This is a genomic window from Serratia sp. LACPHL-BACT-2024-00286 (genome assembly GCF_043109535.1).
GTDB classification, from domain to species: Bacteria; Pseudomonadota; Gammaproteobacteria; order Enterobacterales; family Enterobacteriaceae; genus Serratia; species Serratia sarumanii.
On sequence record NZ_JBICNA010000005.1, the window covers coordinates 250,852 to 274,600 of the forward strand.

General features: G+C 61.6%; 18 protein-coding genes. 8 read left to right on the top strand and 10 right to left on the bottom strand.

The window, feature by feature from the left end; translation table 11 throughout:
* Positions 1-18: 18 nt before the first annotated feature.
* Positions 19-1,170 carry an MFS transporter gene (locus tag ACF8MC_RS16860; protein ID WP_033637849.1) on the bottom strand — a complete coding sequence of 384 codons (1,152 nt, stop codon included), beginning with the start codon at positions 1,168-1,170 and terminating at the stop codon, positions 19-21.
* Between the two features lie 163 nt (positions 1,171-1,333).
* On the opposite strand from ACF8MC_RS16860, the gene ACF8MC_RS16865 reads away from it, so the two are divergent.
* Positions 1,334-1,699, top strand: a complete 366-nt coding sequence (locus ACF8MC_RS16865; RefSeq protein WP_060427873.1) for a DUF1801 domain-containing protein — start codon at positions 1,334-1,336, stop codon at positions 1,697-1,699.
* A 51-nt stretch (positions 1,700-1,750) separates the two neighbouring features.
* Here ACF8MC_RS16865 and serS read toward each other — a convergent pair whose 3' ends face one another.
* The 5 genes from serS to lrp form a co-directional block, all read right to left on the bottom strand.
* A complete protein-coding gene (serS, locus tag ACF8MC_RS16870; RefSeq protein ID WP_033637847.1) occupies positions 1,751-3,043 on the bottom strand; it encodes a serine--tRNA ligase in 1,293 nt (430 codons plus the stop codon).
* A gap of 108 nt (positions 3,044-3,151) precedes the next feature.
* On the bottom strand, positions 3,152-4,438 hold the full coding sequence (locus ACF8MC_RS16875) for a replication-associated recombination protein A (protein WP_048322053.1): 1,287 nt from the start codon (positions 4,436-4,438) through the stop codon (positions 3,152-3,154).
* Positions 4,439-4,505: 67 nt separating this feature from the next.
* Positions 4,506-5,117 (bottom strand): outer membrane lipoprotein chaperone LolA, encoded by a 612-nt coding sequence (lolA, locus tag ACF8MC_RS16880; protein WP_019454555.1) that lies wholly within the window; start codon positions 5,115-5,117, stop codon positions 4,506-4,508.
* Positions 5,118-5,315: 198 nt separating this feature from the next.
* Positions 5,316-8,960, bottom strand: coding sequence for a DNA translocase FtsK 4TM domain-containing protein (locus ACF8MC_RS16885; RefSeq protein ID WP_164104752.1), 3,645 nt, complete (start codon positions 8,958-8,960; stop codon positions 5,316-5,318).
* Positions 8,961-9,080: 120 nt separating this feature from the next.
* Entirely contained in the window at positions 9,081-9,575 is a 495-nt protein-coding gene (lrp, locus tag ACF8MC_RS16890) for a leucine-responsive transcriptional regulator Lrp (RefSeq protein WP_004928318.1), read from the bottom strand.
* A gap of 654 nt (positions 9,576-10,229) precedes the next feature.
* Here lrp and trxB point away from each other — a divergent pair.
* From trxB to infA, 5 genes are all read left to right on the top strand, one after another.
* Positions 10,230-11,201, top strand: a complete 972-nt coding sequence (gene trxB / locus ACF8MC_RS16895) for a thioredoxin-disulfide reductase (protein ID WP_033637844.1) — start codon at positions 10,230-10,232, stop codon at positions 11,199-11,201.
* A 240-nt stretch (positions 11,202-11,441) separates the two neighbouring features.
* Positions 11,442-13,208, top strand: a complete 1,767-nt coding sequence (gene cydD / locus ACF8MC_RS16900) for a cysteine/glutathione ABC transporter permease/ATP-binding protein CydD (protein WP_043147135.1) — start codon at positions 11,442-11,444, stop codon at positions 13,206-13,208.
* Between the two features lie 2 nt (positions 13,209-13,210).
* Positions 13,211-14,950, top strand: a complete 1,740-nt coding sequence (cydC, locus tag ACF8MC_RS16905) for a cysteine/glutathione ABC transporter ATP-binding protein/permease CydC (RefSeq protein WP_353038708.1) — start codon at positions 13,211-13,213, stop codon at positions 14,948-14,950.
* A gap of 29 nt (positions 14,951-14,979) precedes the next feature.
* A complete protein-coding gene (gene aat, locus ACF8MC_RS16910; protein WP_164104751.1) occupies positions 14,980-15,705 on the top strand; it encodes a leucyl/phenylalanyl-tRNA--protein transferase in 726 nt (241 codons plus the stop codon).
* A gap of 105 nt (positions 15,706-15,810) precedes the next feature.
* Positions 15,811-16,029, top strand: coding sequence for a translation initiation factor IF-1 (gene infA / locus ACF8MC_RS16915; protein WP_002211347.1), 219 nt, complete (start codon positions 15,811-15,813; stop codon positions 16,027-16,029).
* 205 nt (positions 16,030-16,234) lie between these two features.
* Here the strand turns inward: infA and clpA are convergent, their stop codons facing one another.
* Both clpA and clpS read right to left on the bottom strand, forming a co-directional pair.
* Entirely contained in the window at positions 16,235-18,514 is a 2,280-nt protein-coding gene (clpA, locus tag ACF8MC_RS16920) for an ATP-dependent Clp protease ATP-binding subunit ClpA (protein ID WP_025302261.1), read from the bottom strand.
* Between the two features lie 27 nt (positions 18,515-18,541).
* Positions 18,542-18,862: an ATP-dependent Clp protease adapter ClpS gene (gene clpS, locus ACF8MC_RS16925; protein WP_004928347.1), complete on the bottom strand. Its 321-nt coding sequence runs from the start codon at positions 18,860-18,862 to the stop codon at positions 18,542-18,544.
* Positions 18,863-19,217: 355 nt separating this feature from the next.
* On the opposite strand from clpS, the gene cspD reads away from it, so the two are divergent.
* Positions 19,218-19,439 carry a cold shock-like protein CspD gene (gene cspD / locus ACF8MC_RS16930; protein WP_004928349.1) on the top strand — a complete coding sequence of 74 codons (222 nt, stop codon included), beginning with the start codon at positions 19,218-19,220 and terminating at the stop codon, positions 19,437-19,439.
* 87 nt (positions 19,440-19,526) lie between these two features.
* Here the strand turns inward: cspD and macB are convergent, their stop codons facing one another.
* Together macB and macA are read right to left on the bottom strand one after the other, a co-directional pair.
* On the bottom strand, positions 19,527-21,470 hold the full coding sequence (gene macB / locus ACF8MC_RS16935; protein WP_043147132.1) for a macrolide ABC transporter ATP-binding protein/permease MacB: 1,944 nt from the start codon (positions 21,468-21,470) through the stop codon (positions 19,527-19,529).
* The gene (macA, locus tag ACF8MC_RS16940) at positions 21,470-22,585 is read right to left on the bottom strand and encodes a macrolide transporter subunit MacA (RefSeq protein WP_033637836.1); all 1,116 of its coding nucleotides are present in this window, start codon (positions 22,583-22,585) and stop codon (positions 21,470-21,472) included. The genes macB and macA overlap by 1 nt, the downstream gene beginning before the upstream one ends.
* Before the next feature lie 194 nt (positions 22,586-22,779).
* Between macA and ACF8MC_RS16945 the strand changes: the two genes are divergently transcribed.
* Positions 22,780-23,733, top strand: a complete 954-nt coding sequence (locus ACF8MC_RS16945; protein WP_043147130.1) for a VirK/YbjX family protein — start codon at positions 22,780-22,782, stop codon at positions 23,731-23,733.
* Positions 23,734-23,749 lie beyond the last annotated feature (16 nt).

Consider the following 23,749-nt stretch of genomic DNA (forward strand, 5'->3'; position numbering starts at 1 on the left):
TGGCCGGTTTTTTCATGCTCAGGCGGCGGCGAACGGCGTGTGATGGTGATCCGGCTTCTGTTTCTTCAGCAGCATCAGCAGGTAAACCAGCGCCACGGCGGCGATCATCACGAACAGCACGCGGTCGGAATAGTTTTGCATCAGCAACGCCGTCATCGACGGCCCCAGCAGGCTGCCAATGGTGTAACTCATCAACAGCGCCTGGTTCATCGCCACCAACTCGTGCGGCAGCGCCTTCTCGCAGGCCCAGGACATCGCCACCGGATACAGGGTAAAGCCGGCGCAGCCGAGGATGAACAGCGAAGGCGCCATGGCGTAGTTGCCGAGCATCGCCACGCTGGCGAGGATCACCACGAACACCTGAATGCGCAGCACCAGCAGGCGCCCGTAACGATCGGCCAAGCGCCCGACCGGCCATTGGCCGACGATGCCGGAGCTGACCAGCAGCGCCATCCAGTAACCGACGTTGGCGTCGCTCATGCCCTGATGGGAGAGGTACAGCGGCATCAGGCCGTACAGCGAACCGAGCACGATGCCGGAAATGATGCAACCGTTGATGCCGAGGCGCGCGCTGCGGCGTCTCAGCATGGTCCACACCGCCGCCTGCTGCGGCTCGTCTTCATGGCGGTTGACCCGCGCGAACAGCATCGGCAGCATGGCGCTGATCACAATGGCGGTCACCCACGGCACCACGTGCAACAATTCGGTCGAGGTCATGCTCAACAGCAATTGGCCGGTCACCGTACCGAGGTAATAAACGATCATATAGGCCGCCAGCAGCTGGCCGCGGTTGCTCAGGTTGCCGCTGCGCAACAGCGCGCTCTCCACGATCACCCAGATCCAAGCGCAACCGACGCCGGCGAAGAAGCGCCAGCCCAGCCAGCTCCAAAAATCGATCGACAGCACCATGCCGGCGGTCGCGGCGGCGAACACCAGACAAGAAAGATGATAGCTGCGGGTAAAGCCGACGCGCTGGATCAGTTTGCCCGCCACCAGCGTGCCCAATAGGTTGCCGCTGAAATAAGAGGAGCTGACCATTCCCACCTGCCAAGTCGACAGCTGAGCATGGGTTAACCAAAGAGGCACTAACGTATTCAAAACGGCAATGGATACCGTGAGCAGCAAGAGGCCGCAGAGCAATAAGAGCACTGGGCGGGAGTATGCGGACATAGTGAAATTGTGACCGAACGCGCAATGAGAGTGCGCGCATCATGCCACTGGCGATAAAAAAGTCAATCGCCTCTTATCGTTCCACCGCACGATTTGTTTCCGGCTAACCGGCTGAAAAAGCGCTATGCTCAGCGCAGAGCGAATTTAACGACAAAGAGGCAAAATGAGTCAGGCAAATGATGCGGCGGTAGAGGCCCTGCTGGCGGACATCGGCAGCACGCAAGGTGACCTGCTGGCCATTGTGCAGCAGGTGCGGCGAATCGCTGCGGCGAGCGGCAACGGCGTCACTGAATCGGTCAAATACGGCGGCATCATGTTCTCGCATAGCCAATTTTTCTGCGGCGTTTTCGCCTACCGCCACCACGTCACGGTGGAATTCGGCCACGGCTACCGGCTGGCAGACAGCCATAACCAGCTCGAAGGCAGCGGCCAGTATCGGCGACACATCAAACTCCACTCGCCCGCCGAGGTGAAAAGCAAACATCTGGCGGACTACCTTCAACAGGCTTATACGCTGGCGCCAGACTGAATTCTCGACATAAAAAAAGCGCCCGCAGGCGCTTTTTTCGTGGTTTGCCGTTTAGCCGATATATTCCAGGCCGCCCATATAAGGACGCAGCACTTCAGGCACCTGAATGCGGCCGTCGGCCTGCTGGTAGTTTTCCAGCACCGCCACCAACGTACGGCCAACCGCCAGGCCGGAGCCGTTCAGCGTGTGAACCAGACGCGGTTTCTTGTCGGCTTTGCTGCGGCAGCGCGCCTGCATGCGACGCGCCTGGAAGTCCCACATGTTGGAGCAGGACGAGATCTCGCGATAGGTATCCTGCGCCGGCAGCCACACTTCCAGATCGTAGGTTTTGCACGCGCCGAAGCCCATGTCGCCGGTGCACAACAGCACCTTGCGGTAAGGCAGGTTCAGCAGCTGCAGCACTTTTTCCGCGTGGCCGGTCAGCTCTTCCAGGGCATCCATCGAATCTTCCGGACGAACGATCTGCACCATCTCGACCTTGTCGAACTGGTGCATGCGGATCAAACCGCGGGTGTCGCGGCCGTAAGAACCGGCTTCCGCGCGGAAGCATGGCGTGTGTGCGGTCATCTTCAGCGGCAGAGTTTCCTCTTCCACGATCTCGTCGCGCACCAAGTTGGTCAGCGGCACTTCCGCCGTTGGGATCAGCGCGTAGTTGCTGCTGTCGGCTTCTTCTTCCAGCGGACGGGTATGGAACAGGTCTTCGCCGAACTTCGGCAGCTGGCCGGTACCGTACAGCGTGGCGTGGTTAACCAGGTAAGGCACGTAGGCCTCCAGGTAGCCGTGCTGCTCGGTGTGCAGATCCAGCATGAACTGGGACAGCGCGCGGTGCATGCGGGCGATTTGCCCTTTCATCACCACGAAGCGCGAACCGGTCAGCTTAACCGCGGCGGCAAAATCCAGCCCGCCGGCCATTTCGCCCAGATCGACGTGATCGCGCACCGCGAAGTCGTACTGGCGCGGTTCGCCCCAGCGGGCAACTTCCAGGTTTTCGCTGTCGTCTTTACCATCCGGCACGGCGTCGTCCGGCAGGTTAGGCAGCGTCAGGGCGTAATCGCGGATCTCGCTCTGCAACGCATCCAGCGCCGCCTTGGCAGCATCCAGCTTGTCACCCAGCTCGTTCACTTCGCGACGCAGCGGCTCGATGTCTTCCCCACGCGCTTTGGCCGCGCCGATGGATTTCGATCGGGAGTTGCGTTCCGCTTGCAGCGTTTCAGTTTCTACCTGCAGAACTTTGCGACGTTCTTCCTGCGAACGCAGCAGATCCAGATCGAGTTTAAAGCCTCGGCGAGCCAGTTTGACGGCGACTGCGTCTAGCTCATTACGCAGCAGATTGGGATCGAGCATGCTAATCCTGTGCTTGTTGTTATTGAAAGAAGTGTTGTTGTTCTATGCGGCTGATTTATAGCCGCATAAAGAAGAGTGATACCCGCTAACCTTACCGCAACGGCCTCGCTAGCGGTAGCGTTTTGTCGGGCTATTTTGATCCTGCTCAGCCAGCCATGCCAACTTTTCGCCGATTTTCCCTTCCAGCCCGCGAGAGGTCGGTTGATAGTAGCGCGTATGGGCCATTTCGGGCGGGAAATAGTTCTCACCGGCGGCGTAGGCGTTGGGCTCGTCGTGGGCGTAGCGGTACTCCGCCCCCAGCCCCATTTCCTTCATCAGCTTGGTCGGCGCGTTGCGCAGGTGCTCCGGCACGTCATAATCGGCCTGCTCTTTGGCGTCGCGCATGGCAGCCTTGAACGCGGTGTAGACCGCATTGCTCTTCGGCGCGCAGGCCAGGTAGACGATCGCCTGCGCGATGGCGCGTTCGCCCTCCGCTGGCCCCACGCGGGTGAAGCAATCCCAGGCGGCGATCGCCACCTGCATGCCGCGCGGATCGGCGTTGCCCACGTCTTCAGAGGCAATCGCCAACAGACGGCGCGCCACGTAAAGCGGATCGCCGCCGGCGGTAATGATGCGCGCATACCAATACAGCGCGGCGTCCGGCGCCGAGCCGCGCACCGATTTATGCAGCGCGGAAATCAGATCGTAATAACGGTCGCCCTTATTGTCGAAGCGCGCGCTGCGCTCGCCCGACACCTCTTTCAGCAGCTCCGGCGTCAGCACCCGCACTCCTTTGGCGTCCAACTCCGCCATGTCGGCCATCATTTCCAGGCTGTTCAGCGCCCGGCGCGCGTCGCCGCCCACCAGCTCCGACAGCAGGCGGCGCGTTTCCGCCGGCAGCTCGATATTCTGGCCGCCAAAGCCGCGCGCCTTGTCGCCCATCGCCTGATCCAGCACCTGGCCGATATCTTCGGCGGTCAGCGCCTTCAGCAGGTAAACGCGGGCGCGGGACAACAGCGCCGAGTTCAGCTCGAACGACGGATTTTCGGTGGTGGCGCCGATAAAGGTGATGGTGCCGTCTTCGATGTGCGGCAGGAAAGCGTCCTGCTGGCTCTTATTGAAGCGGTGCACTTCGTCGACGAACAGGATGGTGCGGCGGCCGGCATCGCGATTTTGCCGCGCCCGCTCGATCGCCTCGCGGATCTCCTTGATACCGGAGGTCACGGCTGAGATCCGTTCGACATCCGCCTGGCCGTAACGGCCAATCAGTTCTGCCAGCGTCGTCTTCCCGGTGCCCGGCGGCCCCCATAAAATCATCGAGTGCAGCTGCCCGGCCTCAATGGCGCGCGGCAGCGGCTTGCCGGCGGCCAGCAGGTGCTGCTGGCCGATATACTGCGCCAGCGTGGTCGGCCGCATACGCGCGGCCAACGGCTGGAACTCGTTCTGGGAAAAATCGAGCGACAGATTATTACTCACTTGCACCTCACTGGCGCTGGTCGTCCAGCGTCACCCCCTTCGGCGGGGTAAATTTGAATTTGGCCGGATCGGCGGCGACGTTCTGCTGGCTTTTCAGCGTGTAGGAACTGCGCTGGCCGTCCTGCTCCACCGCGGCGAAGCTGCGGATGGTGCCGCTGTTGGTCACGCTGATGGCGAACTGCTTCAGGTTGCCGCTGGCGGACTTCGGCGTCAGCTCGAAATCATCGCCCTTTTGCTTCACGTTGTACTGTTTCCAGTCGCTGGCATTATTGCGGGTGATCAGCATAAACGGCGTATTGCCGGTGGCGTTCTTCAGCCAGGTTGCCGTCACCTGCTCGACGAATGGGTTATAGAACCACAGGGTCTGGCCATCGGAGACCAGCACGCTCTCATCGGGCGAGGTCATATGCCAGTTGAACAGGTTTGGCCGCTTCACCCACAGCTCGCCTTCCCCCTGTTGCACCGCGGCGCCGTCGGCGCTGGTCACGGTTTGTGAGAAGCTGGCGTGGAAACTGTTCACCTTCGCCAGGCGACTTTGCAGATCCTGTGCGGCATCGGCCAGCACGGAAGTAGAAGCGAATCCCGAAAGCAGACAGCAGGCAACTAACAGTTTTTTCATTATTCCAGATACCTTATGAAATGCGTTAACCGCAGGGCGACGCCGTGCGGGTCAAATCAACCCTTTACCCCGTTACTTTACCCGAAGCCGGCGATCGGCCGGTAGGCCAATGTTCCGAGAAGAAACGGGTTTACGCTTCTTTGCACAAGGGCCGCTTAAGCGGCCCTTTCTTATTGAATTGCAATGGCTAAACGACCATCAATCGTGCCGCGGCGGCGCCAGCACCTCGCGGTTGCCGTTGTGCCCCTGCTCGCTGACGATGCCCTGCGCTTCCATCTGTTCGATGATGCGCGCCGCGCGGTTATAGCCGATACGGAACTGGCGCTGTACGCCGGAGATGGAGGCGCGGCGTTTATCCACCACGAAATCCACCGCCTGGTCAAACAGCGGATCCAGCTCTTCGTCGCCGTCCATACCACCGCCGGCACCGCCCTCGCCGTCTTCGCCGCCGCTGAGAATGCCCTCTTTATATTGGGGCCGCTCGCGCGCTTTCCAATCCTTGACCACCGCGTGCACTTCCTGATCGCGCACGAATGCGCCATGCACGCGCACCGGAATCGAGGAGTTCGGCGCCAGATAGAGCATGTCGCCCATACCCAGCAAGGACTCGGCGCCCCCCTGATCGAGGATGGTGCGGGAGTCGATCTTGCTCGACACGGTAAAGGCGATACGCGTCGGGATGTTGGCCTTGATAAGACCCGTGATCACATCCACCGACGGACGCTGGGTCGCCAGCACCAGATGGATACCCGCCGCACGCGCTTTCTGCGCCAGGCGAGCGATCAACTCTTCGACCTTCTTGCCGACCGTCATGATCAGATCGGCGAATTCGTCGACCATCACCACGATGTACGGCTCTTTCTCCAACACCGGCGGCGTGATGTCCATGCTGTCGGTCGGCTTCCAGAACGGATCCGGGATCGGACGCCCCATCGCTTCGGCCTGATCGACGCGCTCGTTGTAGCCGGCCAGGTTACGCACGCCCAGGGCAGACATCAGCTTGTAGCGGCGTTCCATTTCCCCCACGCACCAGCGCAGCGCGTTGGCGGCATCTTTCATGTCGGTGACCACATCGGTCAACAGGTGAGGAATGCCTTCGTAAACCGACAGCTCCAGCATTTTCGGGTCGATCATGATAAAGCGCACTTCTTTCGGCGTGGCTTTATACAGGATGCTCAGGATCATGGCGTTGACCCCGACCGACTTACCGGAACCGGTGGTACCGGCGACCAGCAAGTGCGGCATTTTGCCCAGATCGGCCACCACCGGTTCGCCGGAGATGTCCTTACCCAATACGATGGACAGCGGCGACGGGTTGTCACGGAAGGCCGGGCAATCCAGCACTTCGCGCAGATACACCGTTTGCCGCTTGGCGTTCGGCAGCTCCAGACCGACGTAAGGCTTGCCGGGGATCACTTCTACCACGCGCACCGCCGACGTCGACAGCGAGCGCGCCAGATCGCGCGACAGGTTGGAAATGCGCGCCGCTTTAACGCCCGGCGCCAGATCCAGCTCGAAGCGGGTGATGACCGGCCCCGGCAGGATGTCTACCACGTCGGCTTTCACGCGGTAATCGGCCAGGCTGGCCTCCACCAGACGCGCCTTCTGTTCCAGCGCGAAGGAGTCGACCGGTTCTACCTCTTTCGGAGCCTCGGTCAGCAGATCCAGCGTCGGCAGCGGCGTGGTCGGCTTCTGCAGCGGCTGATCGTTGCGCATCAGGAACGGGTGAATCAAGCTGTCCATCGCCGGATGCTGCTCGGCCTGAGTTTGCTGAGGCTGCTGCTGCACCGGTTGCTGTGGCTGCTGATATGGCTGCGACGGCTGTTGATACTGCTGTTGCTGCGGCTGCTGGTATTGCTGAGGCTGCGAGTGCGGTTGCTGAGGTTGGGCAACCGGCGCCGCAGGCTCAAACTGGCCGAACGGCACGTCGTCCTGTTGCTCGCTTTGCTGTTCAATGCGCTCTTCAAGCTGCGGAGACAGCGTGAACATCGGCTCGCTCGGGCCATCATCCACCAGATCCGCCATCGGCGAGAAGCTGAAAGCATTGCGGGTATCGACCGGGCTGGCAGCCGGCGGTTGCGGAGCAGCCGCTTGCTGGCCGTAGCGCGCCTGCTGCTGCTCGGCGAACGCCTGTCGCAGCGCGGCCTCTTGCAGCGCCTCTTCGTCGTCCTGTTGATAGCCTTCGCCGTAGCGTTGGTTCTGCTGCTCGGCAAACGCCTTGCTCAGCTCGGCTTCCTGCAGGGCGCTCTCGTCATCTTGTTGCTCCGGCGCGTAGCTTTCGCCGTAGCGTTGGCTTTGCTGCTCGGCAAACGCCTGACGCAGCGCGGCTTCCTGCAGCGCCTCTTCTTCCTGCGGGCTCACCGCCGTCGGCTGCTGAGGATCCGCCTGGCGCTGTTCCTGCTCGGCCGCACGCTGCGAAGGCAGCTTGATGCCGTAAGAAGCCAGCTCGCGACGGGTCGGGATGCGCACCGGGTTCGGCCGCGGCAGCTCAGGGCCGATGCCCTGCTTAACCTGCGGATTGCCGTCGCTGGTGGCCGTGAAGGCCGGCATAAAGGTCGCCGCTGCGGCGCCCGCAGCGGCAGCGGCTGCCGTATCCAGCTGTGGCTTGGCACCGGTAGCGCTGAAACCACCCGCTCCGCTGACGTCGGCGCTGTCGCGCTGCGCGGCGGTAAAATCAAAGGGAGAACGCGCCGGCGGCTGCGGCGCAGCCGGCTCTTGCCAATTGCCGAGACGCGGCTCATCGTCATCCTGATAAGGATCGACAGGACGCGTCGCCTTCGGTGCAGGCGTTTCTTCCGGAATTTCGAAGGAGTACAGCGGCGGCGTGGCATCTTGCGCCGGGGCGCTCACCGGGTGCTGATTGACCGAGGCCGGCGCGGCCGGCGCCACCGTTACCGACGGCGCCTGAGCGGCGATCGGCGCTGCAACGGGCTCGTGGATCGCTGCCTTCACCGCCGGTGCAGGCGAAACCACCGGCGCGATTGGCGCGGCGTCGGCTTCAATCTCACCATCATCGGCTCGCAGGCCGCTGAGCAACGGATCGGCGGCGTCTTCCGCCGCCTCTTTGGCGCTTTCAGTGACCGAAGGCGCAGAGAACAACACGTCGTCATCGGCGGCCGCGGCTCCGGCGGCGGTCGCGGCAACCGCTGCGGCGGCGCCCTTCCCTGCCTGCTCAGGCTCGTCGTCAACGTAACGCTCGTCATCCTCGAAATAACGCGCTTCGCGACGCGAACGGTTGGTCATGAAGGTCGCGACGCCCAGCACCGCCCCGCCGATCTTCTCGGCGATCACCAGCCAGGACCAGCCGGTAAACAGCGTCAGCCCCGCCGCCCACACGCACAGCAGCGCCAGCGTGGCGCCGATGCCGTTGAACCATGGCAACATGGCGTTGCTCAGCAGGCTGCCGATCACGCCGCCGGAAGCGAAGTAATAGAGATCGTCAACGTTCAGCGCCGCCAGCCCACAGGAGGTGAGCACTAACGCCAGGGTGCCGATCAGGCGCAGGGAGAGCGCGAAATAGTCGACGTAGTCTCTGTTGGCCCGTTGGCGATAGGCCGCCCAGCACAGAACCAGCATGATCGGCGGTATCGCGTAGGCGAGCACCCCGAAGGTGAAGAACAGCGTGTCGGCCAACCAGGCCCCAACACCGCCGCCCAAGTTGTGAATCGGCTCATGCCACGCGGTCTGCGACCAGCTTGGGTCAGACGGGTTGAAACTGACCAGCGCAGCCATGAGGTAAACGGCAAAAATCGCTACCACGATAAGCACAGCCTCCAGCAAACGCCGGCCACTGCTGAGTCTTTTCAGGGTAACTTCTTTATCTTCTGTATATTCCTGGCTCAAGAAAGGCTCTCCAGGTTCCTGTTAGCTGACATAGCAACAGCGCCGAGAAGCTTCCCCGGCGCCGAAACTGTATGAATAAACAGGAGTGTAACCAATTTAATCAGGTTTTGCACCTGCACCTTACCGTGTTTTGATAACCAGACGGTTACTCTGTTTCACTTCTTCCATCACTACGTAGGTACGGGTGTCGTTGACCCCCGGCAAACGCAGCAAGGTTTCGCCCAGCAGTTTACGGTAAGCCGACATGTCCGGTACGCGGGTTTTCAACAGGTAGTCGAAATCACCGGAAACCAGATGACACTCCTGAATCTCTTCAAGCTTCTGCACTGCCGAGTTGAATTGCTCAAACACATCCGGCGCGCCGCGGTTCAGCGTGATCTCCACGAAAACCAGCAGGGACGCATCCAGATAATGCGGGTTAAGCAATGCGGTATAGCCATGAATGAAACCCTGGCGCTCGAGACGGCGCACGCGTTCCAGACATGGTGTCGGGGATAACCCCACGCGCTTCGAAAGCTCGACGTTCGAAATACGCCCATCCTTCTGCAGCTCATTCAGGATGTTGCGGTCGATACGGTCAAGATCTTTACCCGGGCGTTTCTTGTTGTCTGCCATTATTATTGTCTCTCTTATTTTCTTCCGTGCACTTGCCACACCCTAGCCAACGTCAATGTGTAAGGGTTCGTTCCAAGCGAAGACCCGATGCCTGTCATATGCTTCTTCACTACCATCATTCCACGCCGCGCAGCCTGTCTGTCCAACCCCGCGCGGCGCCGGTAACGACGTTAAGGTCGAGAAAAAATCAGCAAACGCTTGCGCGCCCTGCTCCGCACATCCACCGCGCATTGCCGCCTCGCGGCGCAAATACGTACGATTTGCTGGTGTTACGGGGATAATTTCTTCTTCCTATGATGTTTTCGCAAATGCGCAGCGGATTGTCAAAGTAAAAGAAGCAAAATCAGAACAACGTACCGTCACGAAAAGTCTGCATCCCATTTTTGGTTATGAATCGCTGGCAGATAAACCCCGGCAGGGAGCGGCCTAAGTCGCAGAATGCGCCGTTTTTGCGCGCTTGGCGATTCAGCGGCCTAATGCGACTTTGATAAGGTAAATTTCTGCGTTCGGCGTACGATTTGCCGACAGCGGGTGCATTAATAGGCGACAACTATCATACAAATCGTTAACAACGTCGCCCGGCGCTTTTTTTACTGCGTCATTTTCCCTACAATCGGCTTCATTGTCCGCCATTGTGGAATAAAGAGGTTATTCATGGGCACGGCTAAACATAGCAAATTACTGATTCTGGGCTCCGGCCCGGCCGGTTACACCGCCGCCGTTTACGCGGCGCGCGCCAACCTGAGCCCGGTGCTGATCACCGGTATGGAACAAGGCGGCCAGCTGACCACCACCACTGAAGTGGAAAACTGGCCGGGCGACGCCGAAGGCCTGACCGGTCCGGCGCTGATGGAGCGCATGCGCGAGCATGCGGAGAAGTTCCAGACCGAAATCGTCTTCGATCACATCAACAGCGTCGATCTGCAGCAGCGTCCGTTCCGCCTGTTCGGCGACAGCGGCGAATACAGCTGCGACGCGCTGATCATCGCGACCGGCGCCTCCGCCCGCTATCTTGGCCTGCCTTCCGAAGAGGCCTTCAAGGGCAAAGGCGTTTCCGCCTGTGCGACCTGCGACGGCTTCTTCTACCGCAACCAGAAAGTCGCGGTGGTCGGCGGCGGCAACACCGCCGTTGAAGAAGCGCTGTACCTGTCCAACATCGCCGCCGAGGTTCACCTGATCCACCGCCGCGACAGCTTCCGCTCGGAGAAGATCCTGATCGACCGGCTGATGGAAAAAGTGAAAAGCGGCAACATCGTGCTGCACACCGACCATACGCTGGACGAAGTGCTGGGAGATGAAATGGGCGTGACCGGCGTGCGTATCCGCAGCACCAAAGCGGAAAACGAAACCCGTGAACTGGAACTGGCCGGCGTGTTCATCGCCATCGGCCACAGCCCGAACACCGGCATCTTCGGCGGCCAGCTGGAGCTGGAAAACGGCTACATCAAGGTGCAGTCCGGCATTCACGGCAATGCGACCCAAACCACCATCCCCGGCGTGTTCGCCGCGGGCGACGTGATGGATCACATCTATCGCCAGGCGATCACCTCCGCCGGCACCGGCTGTATGGCGGCGCTGGACGCGGAGCGTTACCTGGACGGCATCGCCGGCGCAGAAGTCTGCTAAAACGTTCTCTTCATCAGCAAAAAGCGGCTCTCGAGCCGCTTTTTTTGTTTCCCCCCTCCGCACTCCCCTTCTCGCGTCTGTTATAGCCACATTTGGCCGCTTTATTATTTTCAGTCTGCCGGGTGACGAGGTAACATGGGGCCTCGCTTGTTTGTCGCCGATTGCGCCAAACACTATTATTTAACAGTACGTTAACCCAGCCCGTAACAAACGGGCGCCGGCGACGCAGACGCATATCTGATGAAAAAAACCAGACAGCAACAGTTAACCCGTTGGCTTAAAACCCAGAGTTCGTTAGCGCAGCGTTGGCTGCGCCTTTCCATGCTGTTGGGGCTGTTCAGCGGCCTGCTGATCGTGGCGCAAGCGTGGCTGTTGGCCAGCCTGCTGCACGCCCTGATCATCGAGCATACCCCGCGCGAACAGCTGATCCCTTCGTTTATCTGGCTGGCCGCCGCGTTCGCGCTGCGGGCGCTGTTGAGCTGGCTGCGGGAACGGGTCGGTTTCCGGTGTGGCCAGGTGATCCGCCAGCGCATGCGCCAACAGGTGCTGGATAAGCTGCAGCAGCTCGGGCCGGCCTGGATCCAGGGCAAACCGGCGGGCAGTTGGGCCAGCATCATCGTCGAGCAGATCGAGGATATGCAGGACTATTACTCGCGCTATCTGCCGCAGATGTATCTGGCGGTCTTCATCCCGCTGCTGATCCTGATCGCCGTCTTCCCGATCAATTGGGCCGCAGGCATCATTCTGCTGGCGACCGCGCCGCTGATCCCGCTGTTCATGGCGCTGGTCGGCATGGGGGCCGCCGACGCCAACCGCCGCAACTTCGTGGCGCTGGCGCGATTGAGCGGCAACTTCCTCGACCGCCTGCGCGGCCTGGACACCCTGCGGCTGTTCGACCGCGCGCAGGCCGAAACCGCGCAAATCGCCAAATCTTCCGAAGATTTCCGCAGCCGCACCATGGAAGTGCTGCGCATGGCCTTCCTCTCTTCCGGCGTGCTTGAGTTTTTCGCTTCGATCTCCATCGCCGTGGTGGCGGTGTACTTCGGCTTTTCTTACCTCGGCGAACTCAACTTCGGCAGCTACGGCCTCGGGGTAACGCTGTTTTCCGGTTTTCTGGTGTTGATTCTGGCGCCGGAGTTTTTCCAACCGCTGCGCGATCTCGGCACCTTCTACCACGCCAAGGCGCAGGCGGTCGGCGCGGCGGAAGCGCTGGAAACCTTCCTCAGCGCCGAAGGCGAGCAGATGGGCAACGGCACGCGGCAACTGCCCGCCGATCAACCGCTGACGCTGCAGGCGAACGCGTTGGAAATCCTGTCGCCGAACGGCGTGCTGCTGGCCGGGCCGCTGAGCTTCACCCTGCAACCGCAGCAGCGCGTGGCGCTGGTCGGGCTGAGCGGCGCCGGCAAAAGTTCACTGCTCAATCTGTTGCTCGGCTTCCTGCCCTATCGCGGATCGCTGACCGTCAACGGCGTCGAGCTGCGTGAACTGTCCGCCGAAACCTGGCGCCAACAGCTGAGCTGGGTCGGTCAGAACCCGCACCTGCCGGCGCAAACCCTGCGCGCCAATATCCTGCTGGGCTGCCCGCAGGCCGACGAAGCGCAGCTGCAGCAGGCGTTGGAACACGCCTACGTCAGCGAACTGCTCCCTTATCTGCCGCAGGGGCTCGACACCGAAGTGGGCGACAACGCCGCCCGCCTGTCGGTCGGCCAGGCGCAGCGCGTGGCGGTAGCCCGGGCGCTGATCGGCCCGCGCCGCCTGCTGCTGCTGGATGAACCGGCCGCCAGCCTCGATGCCCACAGCGAACAACGGGTGATGCAGGCGTTGAACGCCGCTTCGCATCAGCAAACCACCCTGCTGGTGACGCACCAGTTGGAAGACACCGAAGACTACGATCAGATTTGGGTGATGGATAACGGGCGCATCGTGCAACAGGGCGATTACGCCACCCTCAGCGCCCAGCCGGGCCTGTTCGCCACTCTGATCGCCCATCGCCGCGGGGAGCTTTAATCATGCGCGTTTTGCTGCCGTTTTTGGCGTTGTACCGCCGCCATAGCCTGCTGATTAGCCTCGGCATCCTCTTGGCGATCGTCACTCTGCTGGCCAGCATCGGCCTGCTGGCGCTCTCCGGCTGGTTCCTGGCCGCCTCGTCGCTGGCCGGATTGGCGGGCCTGCTGACCTTTAACTACATGTTGCCGGCCGCCGGCGTGCGCGGCGCGGCGATCTTCCGCACCGCCGGGCGCTACGCTGAGCGAGTCGTCAGCCACGACGCCACCTTCCGCGTGCTGTCGCATCTGCGGGTGTTCACCTTCAGCAAGATCCTGCCGCTGACGCCGGGCGGCATCGCCCGTTTCCGCCAGGCCGAGCTGCTCAACCGCCTGGTGGCGGACGTGGACACGCTGGATCACCTTTATCTGCGGGTGATCTCGCCGCTGATCAGCGTAGCGGTGGTGATCCTGGTGGTCACCTACGGCCTGAGCTGGCTGGATCCTGCACTCGCCCTGACGCTGGGCGGCATCCTGTTGCTGTTGTTGCTGCTGGTGCCGCCGGTGTTTTATCGCGCCGGCAAGCCGATCGGCGGCCAGCTTACCGCGCTGCGCGGCCAATACCGCACCGACCTGACCGCCTGGCTGCAGGGGCAGGCGGAGCTGGTGGTGTTCGGCGCCGTCAACGACTTCCGCCAGACGCTGAACGCCACCGAACAGCGGTGGCAACGCCGCCAGTGGCAGCAGGCCTCGCTGAGCGGCATGGCGCAGGCGCTGATGATCCTCGCCAGCGGGCTGACGGTAACGCTGCTGCTGTGGCTAACCGCCGCCGGCATCGGCGGCGATACCCAGCCCGGCGCGCTGATCGCGCTGTTTGTCTTCGCCGCGCTGGCGTCGTTCGAAGCGCTGATGCCGGTCGCCGGCGCCTTCCAGCACCTCGGCCAGGTCATTGCCTCCGCCACGCGGGTCAAGCAGATCATCGATCGTCAGCCGGAGGTCACCTTCCCGGCCGCCGGCCCGGCCGCCGCCGATCGGGCTCAGCTTAGCCTGCAACAGCTGAGCTTCACCTACCCCGACCAACCGCAGCCGGTGCTGCGCGACGTCACGCTCGAGGTCGCGGCCGGCGAACACATCGCTTTGCTCGGCCGCACCGGCTGCGGCAAGTCCACCCTGCTGCAGTTGCTGACCCGCGCCTGGCGCACCGACGGCGGAAAAATTCTGCTCAACGGCGAACCGCTGGAGGATTATGATGAAGCCACGCTGCGTCGGATGACCACGGTCGTCAGCCAGCGGGTGCATATCTTCAGCGATACGCTGCGGGAAAACCTGCGGCTGGCCGCGCCGGATGCCGACGACGCTCGCCTGAGCGAGGTGCTGCGGCAGGTGGGGCTGGATAAATTGCTGGACAGCGACGGCGGGCTGAACGCCTGGCTGGGCGAAGGCGGCCGGCAGCTGTCCGGCGGCGAACAGCGCCGCCTGGGCATCGCCCGCGCGCTGCTGCACCCGGCCCCGCTGCTGCTGCTCGACGAACCGACCGAAGGGTTGGACGCCGAAACCGAGCAGCAGATCCTGGCGCTGCTGCGCCGGCACTGTCAGGGTAAGACGCTGATCCTGGTGACGCACCGTCTGTACGGCCTGGAGCATCTCGACCGCATTTGCGTAATGGACGACGGCCGGATTGTCGAACAGGGCGATCACGCCACCCTGATGCGCCGGCAGGGCCGCTATGCCCGCTTTCGCAACCGTATCAGCAACCTGGCGCCGTAATCGGCCCGTAGAGGACGCAGAGACCCCGTATGCGCATCGTGAAGCTTTCCCCACAGTCGCTGGCGTTCCCCTCGCCTGAAAGCGCCCTGCGCGACCCTAACGGCCTGCTGGCTATCGGCGGCGACCTGACGGCGCCGCGGCTGCTGGCGGCCTACGAGCGCGGCATCTTCCCCTGGTATTCGCCGGGGGAAGCCATCCTGTGGTGGTCGCCCGATCCGCGTGCGGTGCTGTTCCCGACAGAGTTTCATCTCAACCGCAGCCTGAAACGCTTTTTGCGCCACGATCCGTTTCGCATCACGCTCAATCACGACTTCGCCGCGGTGATCGCCGCCTGCGCCCACCGGCCGGATGAAGGCACCTGGATCGGCCCGGAGGTGCAGCGCGCCTATCAGCATCTGCACCGCCTCGGCTACGCGCACTCGATGGAGGTATGGCAGGATAATCAACTGGTCGGCGGCATGTATGGCGTGGCGCAGGGCGCGTTGTTCTGCGGCGAATCGATGTTCAGCCGCGTCACCAACGCCTCAAAATGCGCATTGATGGCCTTTTGCCGCCATTTTGCCGCTTATGGCGGGGAATTGATTGACTGCCAGGTGCTGAACGCTCACACTGCCCGCCTTGGCGCGCGTGAAATTCCGCGCCGTCAATTTTTGCAGCAGCTCAGCACCCTTCAACGGCGGCCTTTGGCGCCGGCGTGCTGGGAGCCGCAAGTCATATCCCCACAGCCGGCTGAACCGCCCTCTCCAGTAAACTAATTGGTGGAAACGGTGCAATGTTCACCGACACATCTTTACATAATGGGGGTTTTTCGGCATTATCTTGCCGGTTAAAAACTAAGGTAGTTAGACCTAGAGGATTCGATGGCCAAAGAAGACAATATTGAAATGCAGGGCACCGTTCTTGATACGCTGCCGAACACCATGTTCCGCGTTGAATTGGAAAACGGGCACGTGGTAACCGCACACATCTCCGGTAAAATGCGTAAAAACTATATCCGCATCCTGACGGGCGACAAAGTCACTGTAGAGCTGACCCCGTACGACCTGAGCAAAGGCCGCATTGTCTTCCGTAGCCGTTAATCGGCTCACCGCGCGCCACACGTTGGCGGCATCGAGGATGTAATCCCTCGGGAGCCCTTTCCGTTTACCCCCGCAGCGACGTTACACAACGGGTTGCAGGTGCGCAGGTAAACTGAGAGGGCTCACTCGTTTCTGTTGTACGGTGAATCTCACCCATAAAAAAAGCGATGCCGAAGCATCGCTTTTTCTTTGCCTGAAGGCGGCCTTAGTGCACCGCGCCCTCGTCCGCCTTGCGCTTGGCGGCGCTGAGGAAGTGGTAGGTCAGCTGTTTCTTGTCCTTGTCCAGCTCGACCTTCACGGAGCCGCCGTCCACCAGCGACCCGAACAGCAGTTCGTTGGCCAACGGTTTCTTCAGATTTTCCTGCATGACGCGCGCCATCGGACGAGCGCCCATCGCGCGGTCGTAGCCCTTCACCGACAGCCAGTCGCGCGCTTCGTCGCTCACTTCCAGCGAGACGCCCTTCGCATCCAGCTGCGCCTGCAGTTCGACGATAAACTTGTCGACCACCTGCTGGATCACCTCGGTAGACAGATGGTTGAACCAGATGATGTTGTCCAGACGGTTGCGGAACTCCGGCGTAAACACCTTCTTGATCTCTTCCATCGCGTCGGTGCTGTTGTCCTGCTGCACCAGGCCGATCGATTTGCGTTCGGTTTCCCGCACCCCGGCGTTGGTGGTCATCACCAGGATCACGTTGCGGAAGTCCGCCTTGCGGCCGTTGTTGTCGGTCAGCGTGCCGTTGTCCATCACCTGCAGCAGCAGGTTGAACACGTCCGGGTGCGCCTTCTCGATCTCATCGAGCAGCACCACCGCATGCGGATGCTTGATCACCGCATCGGTCAGCAGCCCGCCCTGATCGTAACCGACATAGCCCGGAGGCGCGCCGATCAGACGGCTGACGGTATGCCGCTCCATGTACTCGGACATGTCGAAACGCAGCAGCTCGATATCCATCGCCTTGGCCAACTGTACGGTCACCTCGGTTTTCCCGACCCCGGTCGGCCCGGCGAACAGGAAGGAACCGACCGGCTTGCGCTCGTGGCCCAGGCCGGCGCGGCTCATCTTGATCGCTTCGGTCAGCGCTTCGATCGCCTGATCCTGGCCGAACACCAGCATCTTCAGGCGATCGCCCAGGTTTCTCAGCACGTCGCGATCGCTGGCCGACACGGTTTTCTCCGGGATACGAGCGATGCGCGCCACCACGGATTCGATATCGGCCACGTTGACGGTTTTCTTGCGCTTGCTGGCCGGCATCAACCGGCTGCGGGCGCCCGCCTCGTCGATCACGTCGATCGCCTTGTCCGGCAGATGACGATCGTTGATGTATTTCACCGACAGCTCCACCGCGGCGCGGATCGCCTTGGCGGTATAACGCACGTCGTGGTGCGCTTCATACTTGGTCTTCAGGCCGTTGATGATCTGAACGGTCTCTTCCGCCGTCGGTTCGGTGATGTCAATCTTCTGGAAACGGCGCGCCAGGGCACGATCCTTTTCGAAGATGTTGCTGAACTCCTGGTAGGTGGTCGAGCCGATCACCCGGATCTTGCCGCTCGACAGCAGCGGTTTGATCAGGTTGGCGGCATCCACCTGCCCACCGGAAGCCGCGCCGGCGCCGATGATGGTGTGAATTTCATCGATGAACAGAATGCTGTTCTGATCCTGCTCCAGCTGCTTGAGCAGCGCCTTGAAGCGCTTCTCGAAGTCGCCGCGGTATTTGGTGCCGGCCAGCAGTGAACCGATGTCCAGCGAATACAGCGTGCAGTCCGCCATCACTTCCGGCACGTCGCCCTGCACGATACGCCAGGCCAGGCCCTCGGCGATGGCGGTCTTGCCGACGCCGGATTCGCCGACCAGCAGCGGGTTGTTTTTACGACGGCGGCACAGCACCTGAATCGCGCGCTCCAGCTCACGATCGCGGCCGATCAACGGATCGATGCCGCCCACACGGGCCAACTGATTGAGGTTGGTGGTGAAGTTTTCCATACGGTCTTCCCCTCCGGACTGCTCTTCGTTCACCGGGTTTTCCGCATTCGGCGCTTGGCCCGGCTCGTCTTTACGCGTGCCATGTGAAATGAAGTTCACCACGTCGAGACGGCTGACGTCGTGTTTGCGCAGCAGATAGGCCGCCTGCGACTCCTGCTCGCTGAAGATGGCCACCAACACGTTGGCGCCGGACACTTCGCTGCGGCCGGAAGATTGCACATGGAAGACCGCGCGCTGCAGCACGCGCTGGAAGCTGAGCGTCGGCTGAGTGTCGCGCTCTTCTTCGCCGGCGGGCAGCGTCGGTGTGGTTTGTTCGATGAAGGCTTCCAGCTCCTGGCGCAACGCGGCCAGATCCACCGTACATGCCTCAAGCGCTTCTCGCGCGGCAGGGTTGCTCAGCAACGCCAGCAACAGGTGCTCCACGGTCATAAACTCGTGTCTGTGCTCACGCGCCCTGGCGAAAGCCATGTTGAGACTGAGTTCCAGTTCTTGATTGAGCATAAGCACCTCCCCAATAGATTGCCTTATTCAGGCTTTTTCCAGCGTACAAAGCAACGGATGCTCGTTCTCCCTTGCGTACCGGTTCACATGGACGACTTTGGTTTCCGCCACCTCGGCGGTAAAAACACCACAGATCGCCTTGCCTTGATAGTGGACCGTGAGCATCAGTTGCGTTGCGCGTTCAATATCATAAGAAAAGAACTTTTGCAGAACGTCAATCACAAATTCCATCGGTGTGTAATCGTCGTTGTTAAGTATAACTTTATACATAGACGGCGGTTTTACCGCATCGATTTGTTTTTCTTCGGCCAAGTGTTCAAAGTTTAGCCAGTCGTTGTTATTGCCCATCGCTGCTCATCTTCTCTGCTCTGCCCTCAGATATGGGGGCAGGTTTCGGTTATTCAAAGTGGGGATAGTTACTATTTTATCACCTTCGGCTTCGTCCCGCCGCACTGTAACGTGCGCAAAAAAACGGGCCAATTGTGACTGAATCGTGGCAATAGCGTTACCTGCTTCAAACTTTGGTGAACTGCTCCCCGCCGACAAAAGCCGATCCCTTGACGCCCCGATCATTTGCTCTAGAGTGTAAATTCGTGGCTGGTGGTCTTTTAACCACCCCTTGTCCACCCTGCTACCCGCCCACGGCGGGTGCGAAATCAGTTATTCATCTCACTTAAAATAGCGTTGCGAGGGATGTAAAAGCATGGAGACGGGTACTGTTAAATGGTTTAACAACGCCAAAGGTTTTGGCTTCATCTGCCCAGCCGGCGGCGGCGAAGATATTTTCGCGCATTATTCCACCATCAAGATGGATGGTTACAGAACGTTGAAGGCGGGCCAGCAGGTGAGCTTCGACGTGCATCAAGGGCCGAAAGGGAACCATGCCAGTCTTATTGTGCCGGTGGAAAGCGAGGCGCTGTCCTAAACGCTTCCGGCAAAGTCGCGCTGCACTGAGCGTGACTGCGATAAAAATGCCAGCCGCCGTGTGACTGGCATTTTTTATGCCTGTTACCTACTCGCGCGCCAGCGCATCGATCGGATTCAGCCGCGCGGCATTGCGCGCCGGCAGATAGCCGAACACCACGCCGATGCCGGTGGAACAGAGGAACGCGCTCAGCAACGCCGCCGGCGGGAAGCTGATCTGCCAGCCCGGCAATACCAGCTGCACCGCCAGGCCGATGGCGAACGACAGCGTAATCCCCAGCGCGCCCCCCACCAGGCAGACCAGAACCGCCTCGATCAGGAACTGCTGCAACACGTCGCCGGAACGGGCACCCACCGCCATGCGAATGCCGATCTCGCGCGTGCGTTCGGTCACCGACACCAGCATGATATTCATCACGCCGATGCCGCCGACCACCAGCGAAATCACCGCCACCAGCGTCAGGAACAGCTGCAGCGTGCGGGTGGTTTTCTCGGCGGTTTGCACCAGGCTGTCCATGTTATAGGTGAAGAAGTCCTTCTTGCCGTGGCGCAGCGTCAACAGGCGCGACAGCTGCTGTTCCGCTTCCTTGCTGTCGTAGCCGTCGCGGATGCGCACGGTGATCGAGTCAAAATAATTGTTGCCCATCAATCGGTTGGCCATGGTGCTGTAAGGCACCCACACGTTCAGCGTCTTGCTGCTGCCGAACATCGACTGCTTCTCCTTGGCCACGCCGACCACCGTCGCCGGCATGTTGCCTACCAGGATCACCTCGCCCACCACGTTCTTTTGGTGCGGGAACAGCCGCCGCTGGGTATTGGCGTCGATCACCACCGTCTGCGCCTGCGACTGCACCTGCATCGAGTCGATGCCGACGCCCTGGGTAAAGCTCATGCCGTACACGCGGAAGAACTGCTCGCTGACGCCGTTGACGTTGGCCGCCGCGTCGACGTTGCCCAAGCGCAGCCGCATGCTGCTGCTGATGCTCGGCGACAGCGCGCTGATGTACGGCTGTTCGCGCAGCGCATCGAGATCGCCGTATTTCAACGATTGCCGGTAGGTCGGATCGTCATCGCCGAAGTCCTTGCCGGGGTAGATGTCGACGGTGTTGGTGCCGATAGATTTAATGTCCGCCAGCACCATCTGCTTGGCGGCGTCGCCGATCACCAGGATCGACACCACCGAGGCGATGCCGATAATGATGCCGAGCATGGTCAGCGCGGTGCGCATCTTGTTGGCCGCCATCGCGCGCCAGGCCATCACCAGCGCCTCGCGGAAACGGCCGCCCATCTGCCGCCAGGAAGGTGCCGCGGCCAGCGCCAGCGGCTTGGCCTGCGCATTCTCCCGCGGTGCCGGGCGCGAATCGGCGATGATCTCGCCGTCGCGGATCTCGATGATCCGCTCCGCCTGGCGCGCTACCGCCGGATCGTGGGTCACCAGGATCACCGTGTGGCCCTGGGCGCACAGCTGTTTGAGGATCGCCATCACCTCTTCGCCGGAGTGGCTGTCGAGCGCGCCGGTCGGTTCATCCGCCAGGATCACCTGCCCGCCGTTCATCAGCGCGCGGGCGATACTGACGCGCTGCTGCTGGCCGCCGGAAAGCTGGCTCGGCCGGTAGTTGACGCGCTCCCCCAGCCCCAGACGCCGCAACAGCGCCTCCGCCCGCTCGCGCCGCGCCGCTTTGCCCAGCCCCGCGTACACCGCCGGCACTTCGACGTTGTGCGCCGCGCTCAGGTGCGGCAGCAGATGATAGCGCTGAAAGATAAAGCCGAAATGCTCGCGCCGCAGCTGCGCCAGCGCATCGTCGCTCAGCGTCGCCACATCCTGCCCGGCCACCCGATACACGCCGGCGCTCGGCTTGTCCAGACAGCCGAGAATGTTCATCAGCGTCGATTTGCCGGAGCCGGAGGCCCCCATGATCGCCACCATTTCACCGGCATCGATGCTCAGGCTGATCCCCTTCAGCACCTCCACCGTCTGCTCGCCGGAACGGTAGCTGCGGCGGATGCCGCTCAGCTGCAACAGCGCCGCCATCAGCCGGCCTCCACGCCGCCGCGGCTGACGATCACCTCATCGCCCGCCTCGAGGCCGCTGAGGATCTGCACGTCGATATTGTTGCGCAGGCCGATGGCCACCTCGCGCTTCTCTTCCTTGCCCTGCTTCAGCACCGAGACGTGGTAGCGATTGTCGGCGATCTGATCGCCCAGCGCCGCCAGCGGGATCACCAGCGCCTGCTCGACGCCAGCCAACTGAATATGCACCTGCGCCGTCATTTGCAAGCGCAGCAGCCTTTCCGGGTTGGGCACTTCGAAACGCGCATAATAGAAGATGGCGTTGTTGACCTTTTCCGGCGTCGGCTGAATGTCTTTCAGCACGCCGTCGAAGCGCCGGGTCGGATCGCCCAGCACCGTGAACCAGGCCTTCTGACCCGGCTTGAGGTTGATGACGTCGGCCTCCGACACCTGCGCCTTCACCAGCATGGTGCCGAGATCCGCCAGCGTCAGAATGTTCGGCGCCTGCTGCGCCGCGATCACCGTCTGGCCCTGCAGCGTGGTGATCTGCACCACGTCGCCATCCATCGGCGCCTCGATGCGGGTATAGGCCAGGTTGATCTTGGCGGTATCCAGGCTGGCCTGGTTCCGCGCGATCTGCGCATTGATGGTGCCCACCTGCGCTTTCTTCACCGCCAGCTGCGTCGCCGCCTGATCCAGATCCTGGCGCGACACCGCCTGCAGCTTGGCCAACGCCTGGTTGCGCTGCAGCGTGACCGCCGCCAGCTGCTGTTCGGCCTGCGCCTGCAGCAGTTGCGCATGCAGTTCACGCAGCGTCGCCTCGCCTTCGCGGATGCTGTTCTGCGCCTGTTGCGGATCGATAACGCCCAGCAACTGGCCTTTCTTCACCTTGTCGCCGATCTCGACATACAGCTTTTCCAACTGCCCGCTGACCTGCGCGCCGACGTCAACCTTGCGCACCGCGTCCAGCTGGCCGGTCGCCAACACGTTCTGCTGCAGATCGCGTTTGCTGGCTTTCACCGTTTTGAAATCGGTTGGCGCCGGATGGCGAAAGTGCCAAACGGCCGCCGCGGCAAGCGCCGCAATGACCGCCAGAACGAGTATCCAGCGGCGTTTATGTCCTGTAAACCCTGTCAAAATTGACCTGCCTGTGCTTGTGAATATCAACCGCCCATTGCGGCGGCGGAGCTAAATTAGCACGCACCGTAGGGAATAACTAAACCTTAGCTCAACACAATGTGGAGACACGCCTGGTTACAGTTCAGCATTGAACTCCCGTTTAGTGAAGCCTTGATGAAATAGCGCCATTCAATACAGCCAAGGATTTCATCATGTCACAGCTCAGCTACCCACTCGCCTCCGCCCGGCCGCTTAACGGCTGGCAACTGATGACGGCGCTGATCAATGGCGAAAAGGCGCCAAGCAACGCCTGGAAAAAGCCCGCGTTTCGCCTGAAGTTTCTCGGCCGTTCGCTGCTCAACTGGCGCACCACCAGCGGCCTGCTCAGCACCCTGGCCAGCAACCCGCTGCTGGAGGAGATCCTGAGCGCGCAGCCGAACCTGCCGTGCAAACTGCATCGCCCGTACCTGGCGGCCAACATGAGCAAGATAGAATGCCTGTTCGCCCTGCGCGATCATTACGATCTCATCGCGCAGCGCATGCCGCTGAAGATGCGCCTCGGCCACCTCGGCCCGCAGCCTTTCGTGCTGGCCCGCGCGATGGGCAAAAACGAAGCGCCGATCGCGCTGGAACTGGCGGCGATCGACAAGCTGAATAAGGAAGGGGAAGCCACGCTGCTGCTGCGCAACGCCAACGGCGTGATGCTGGCGGAGATCACCTTTGCGCTGATGCATTATCAGCAGCAGCCGACGCTGTTCATCGGCGGCCTGCAGGGCGCAAACCATGAGGTGCCTCACGCCGAGATCCAGCACACCACCAAAGAGTGCCACGGCCTGTTCCCCAAACGGCTGGTGCTGGAAGGCATCTGCACGCTGGCGCGGCACCTCGGCATCCGCCAGATCGTGGCGGTCGGCAACGCCACCCATATTTATCAAAACTGGCGTTACCAGAGTAAGAAGAAGGACCAACTGCACGCCGATTACGATCAGTTCTGGCTGTCGATGGGCGCCAAACCGCTCGACAGCGGCTATTTCCTGCTGCCCGCGCGCATCGCCCGCAAACCTCTCGAAGAGGTTGCCAGCAAGAAGCGCGCCGAGTATCGCCGCCGCTATCAGCTGCTGGACGAGCTGGAACAGGGATTGGCGGCGCATTTCTGCGCCCGATAACGCCCGGTGGGCCGTC

Bases quoted from the DNA above. Each gene is read 5' to 3' on its own strand.
- ACF8MC_RS16945 (WP_043147130.1), top strand. From the start codon at position 22,780: ATGTCACAGCTCAGCTACCCACTCGCCTCCGCCCGGCCGCTTAACGGC.
- clpA (WP_025302261.1), bottom strand. From the start codon at position 18,514: ATGCTCAATCAAGAACTGGAACTCAGTCTCAACATGGCTTTCGCCAGG.
- ACF8MC_RS16865 (WP_060427873.1), top strand. From the start codon at position 1,334: ATGAGTCAGGCAAATGATGCGGCGGTAGAGGCCCTGCTGGCGGACATC.
- infA (WP_002211347.1), top strand. From the start codon at position 15,811: ATGGCCAAAGAAGACAATATTGAAATGCAGGGCACCGTTCTTGATACG.
- serS (WP_033637847.1), bottom strand. From the start codon at position 3,043: ATGCTCGATCCCAATCTGCTGCGTAATGAGCTAGACGCAGTCGCCGTC.
- clpS (WP_004928347.1), bottom strand. From the start codon at position 18,862: ATGGGCAATAACAACGACTGGCTAAACTTTGAACACTTGGCCGAAGAA.
- ACF8MC_RS16875 (WP_048322053.1), bottom strand. From the start codon at position 4,438: ATGCGGCCGACCACGCTGGCGCAGTATATCGGCCAGCAGCACCTGCTG.
- macB (WP_043147132.1), bottom strand. From the start codon at position 21,470: ATGGCGGCGCTGTTGCAGCTGAGCGGCATCCGCCGCAGCTACCGTTCC.
- aat (WP_164104751.1), top strand. From the start codon at position 14,980: ATGCGCATCGTGAAGCTTTCCCCACAGTCGCTGGCGTTCCCCTCGCCT.
- cydC (WP_353038708.1), top strand. From the start codon at position 13,211: ATGCGCGTTTTGCTGCCGTTTTTGGCGTTGTACCGCCGCCATAGCCTG.
- cspD (WP_004928349.1), top strand. From the start codon at position 19,218: ATGGAGACGGGTACTGTTAAATGGTTTAACAACGCCAAAGGTTTTGGC.
- lolA (WP_019454555.1), bottom strand. From the start codon at position 5,117: ATGAAAAAACTGTTAGTTGCCTGCTGTCTGCTTTCGGGATTCGCTTCT.
- cydD (WP_043147135.1), top strand. From the start codon at position 11,442: ATGAAAAAAACCAGACAGCAACAGTTAACCCGTTGGCTTAAAACCCAG.
- ACF8MC_RS16860 (WP_033637849.1), bottom strand. From the start codon at position 1,170: ATGTCCGCATACTCCCGCCCAGTGCTCTTATTGCTCTGCGGCCTCTTG.
- lrp (WP_004928318.1), bottom strand. From the start codon at position 9,575: ATGGCAGACAACAAGAAACGCCCGGGTAAAGATCTTGACCGTATCGAC.
- trxB (WP_033637844.1), top strand. From the start codon at position 10,230: ATGGGCACGGCTAAACATAGCAAATTACTGATTCTGGGCTCCGGCCCG.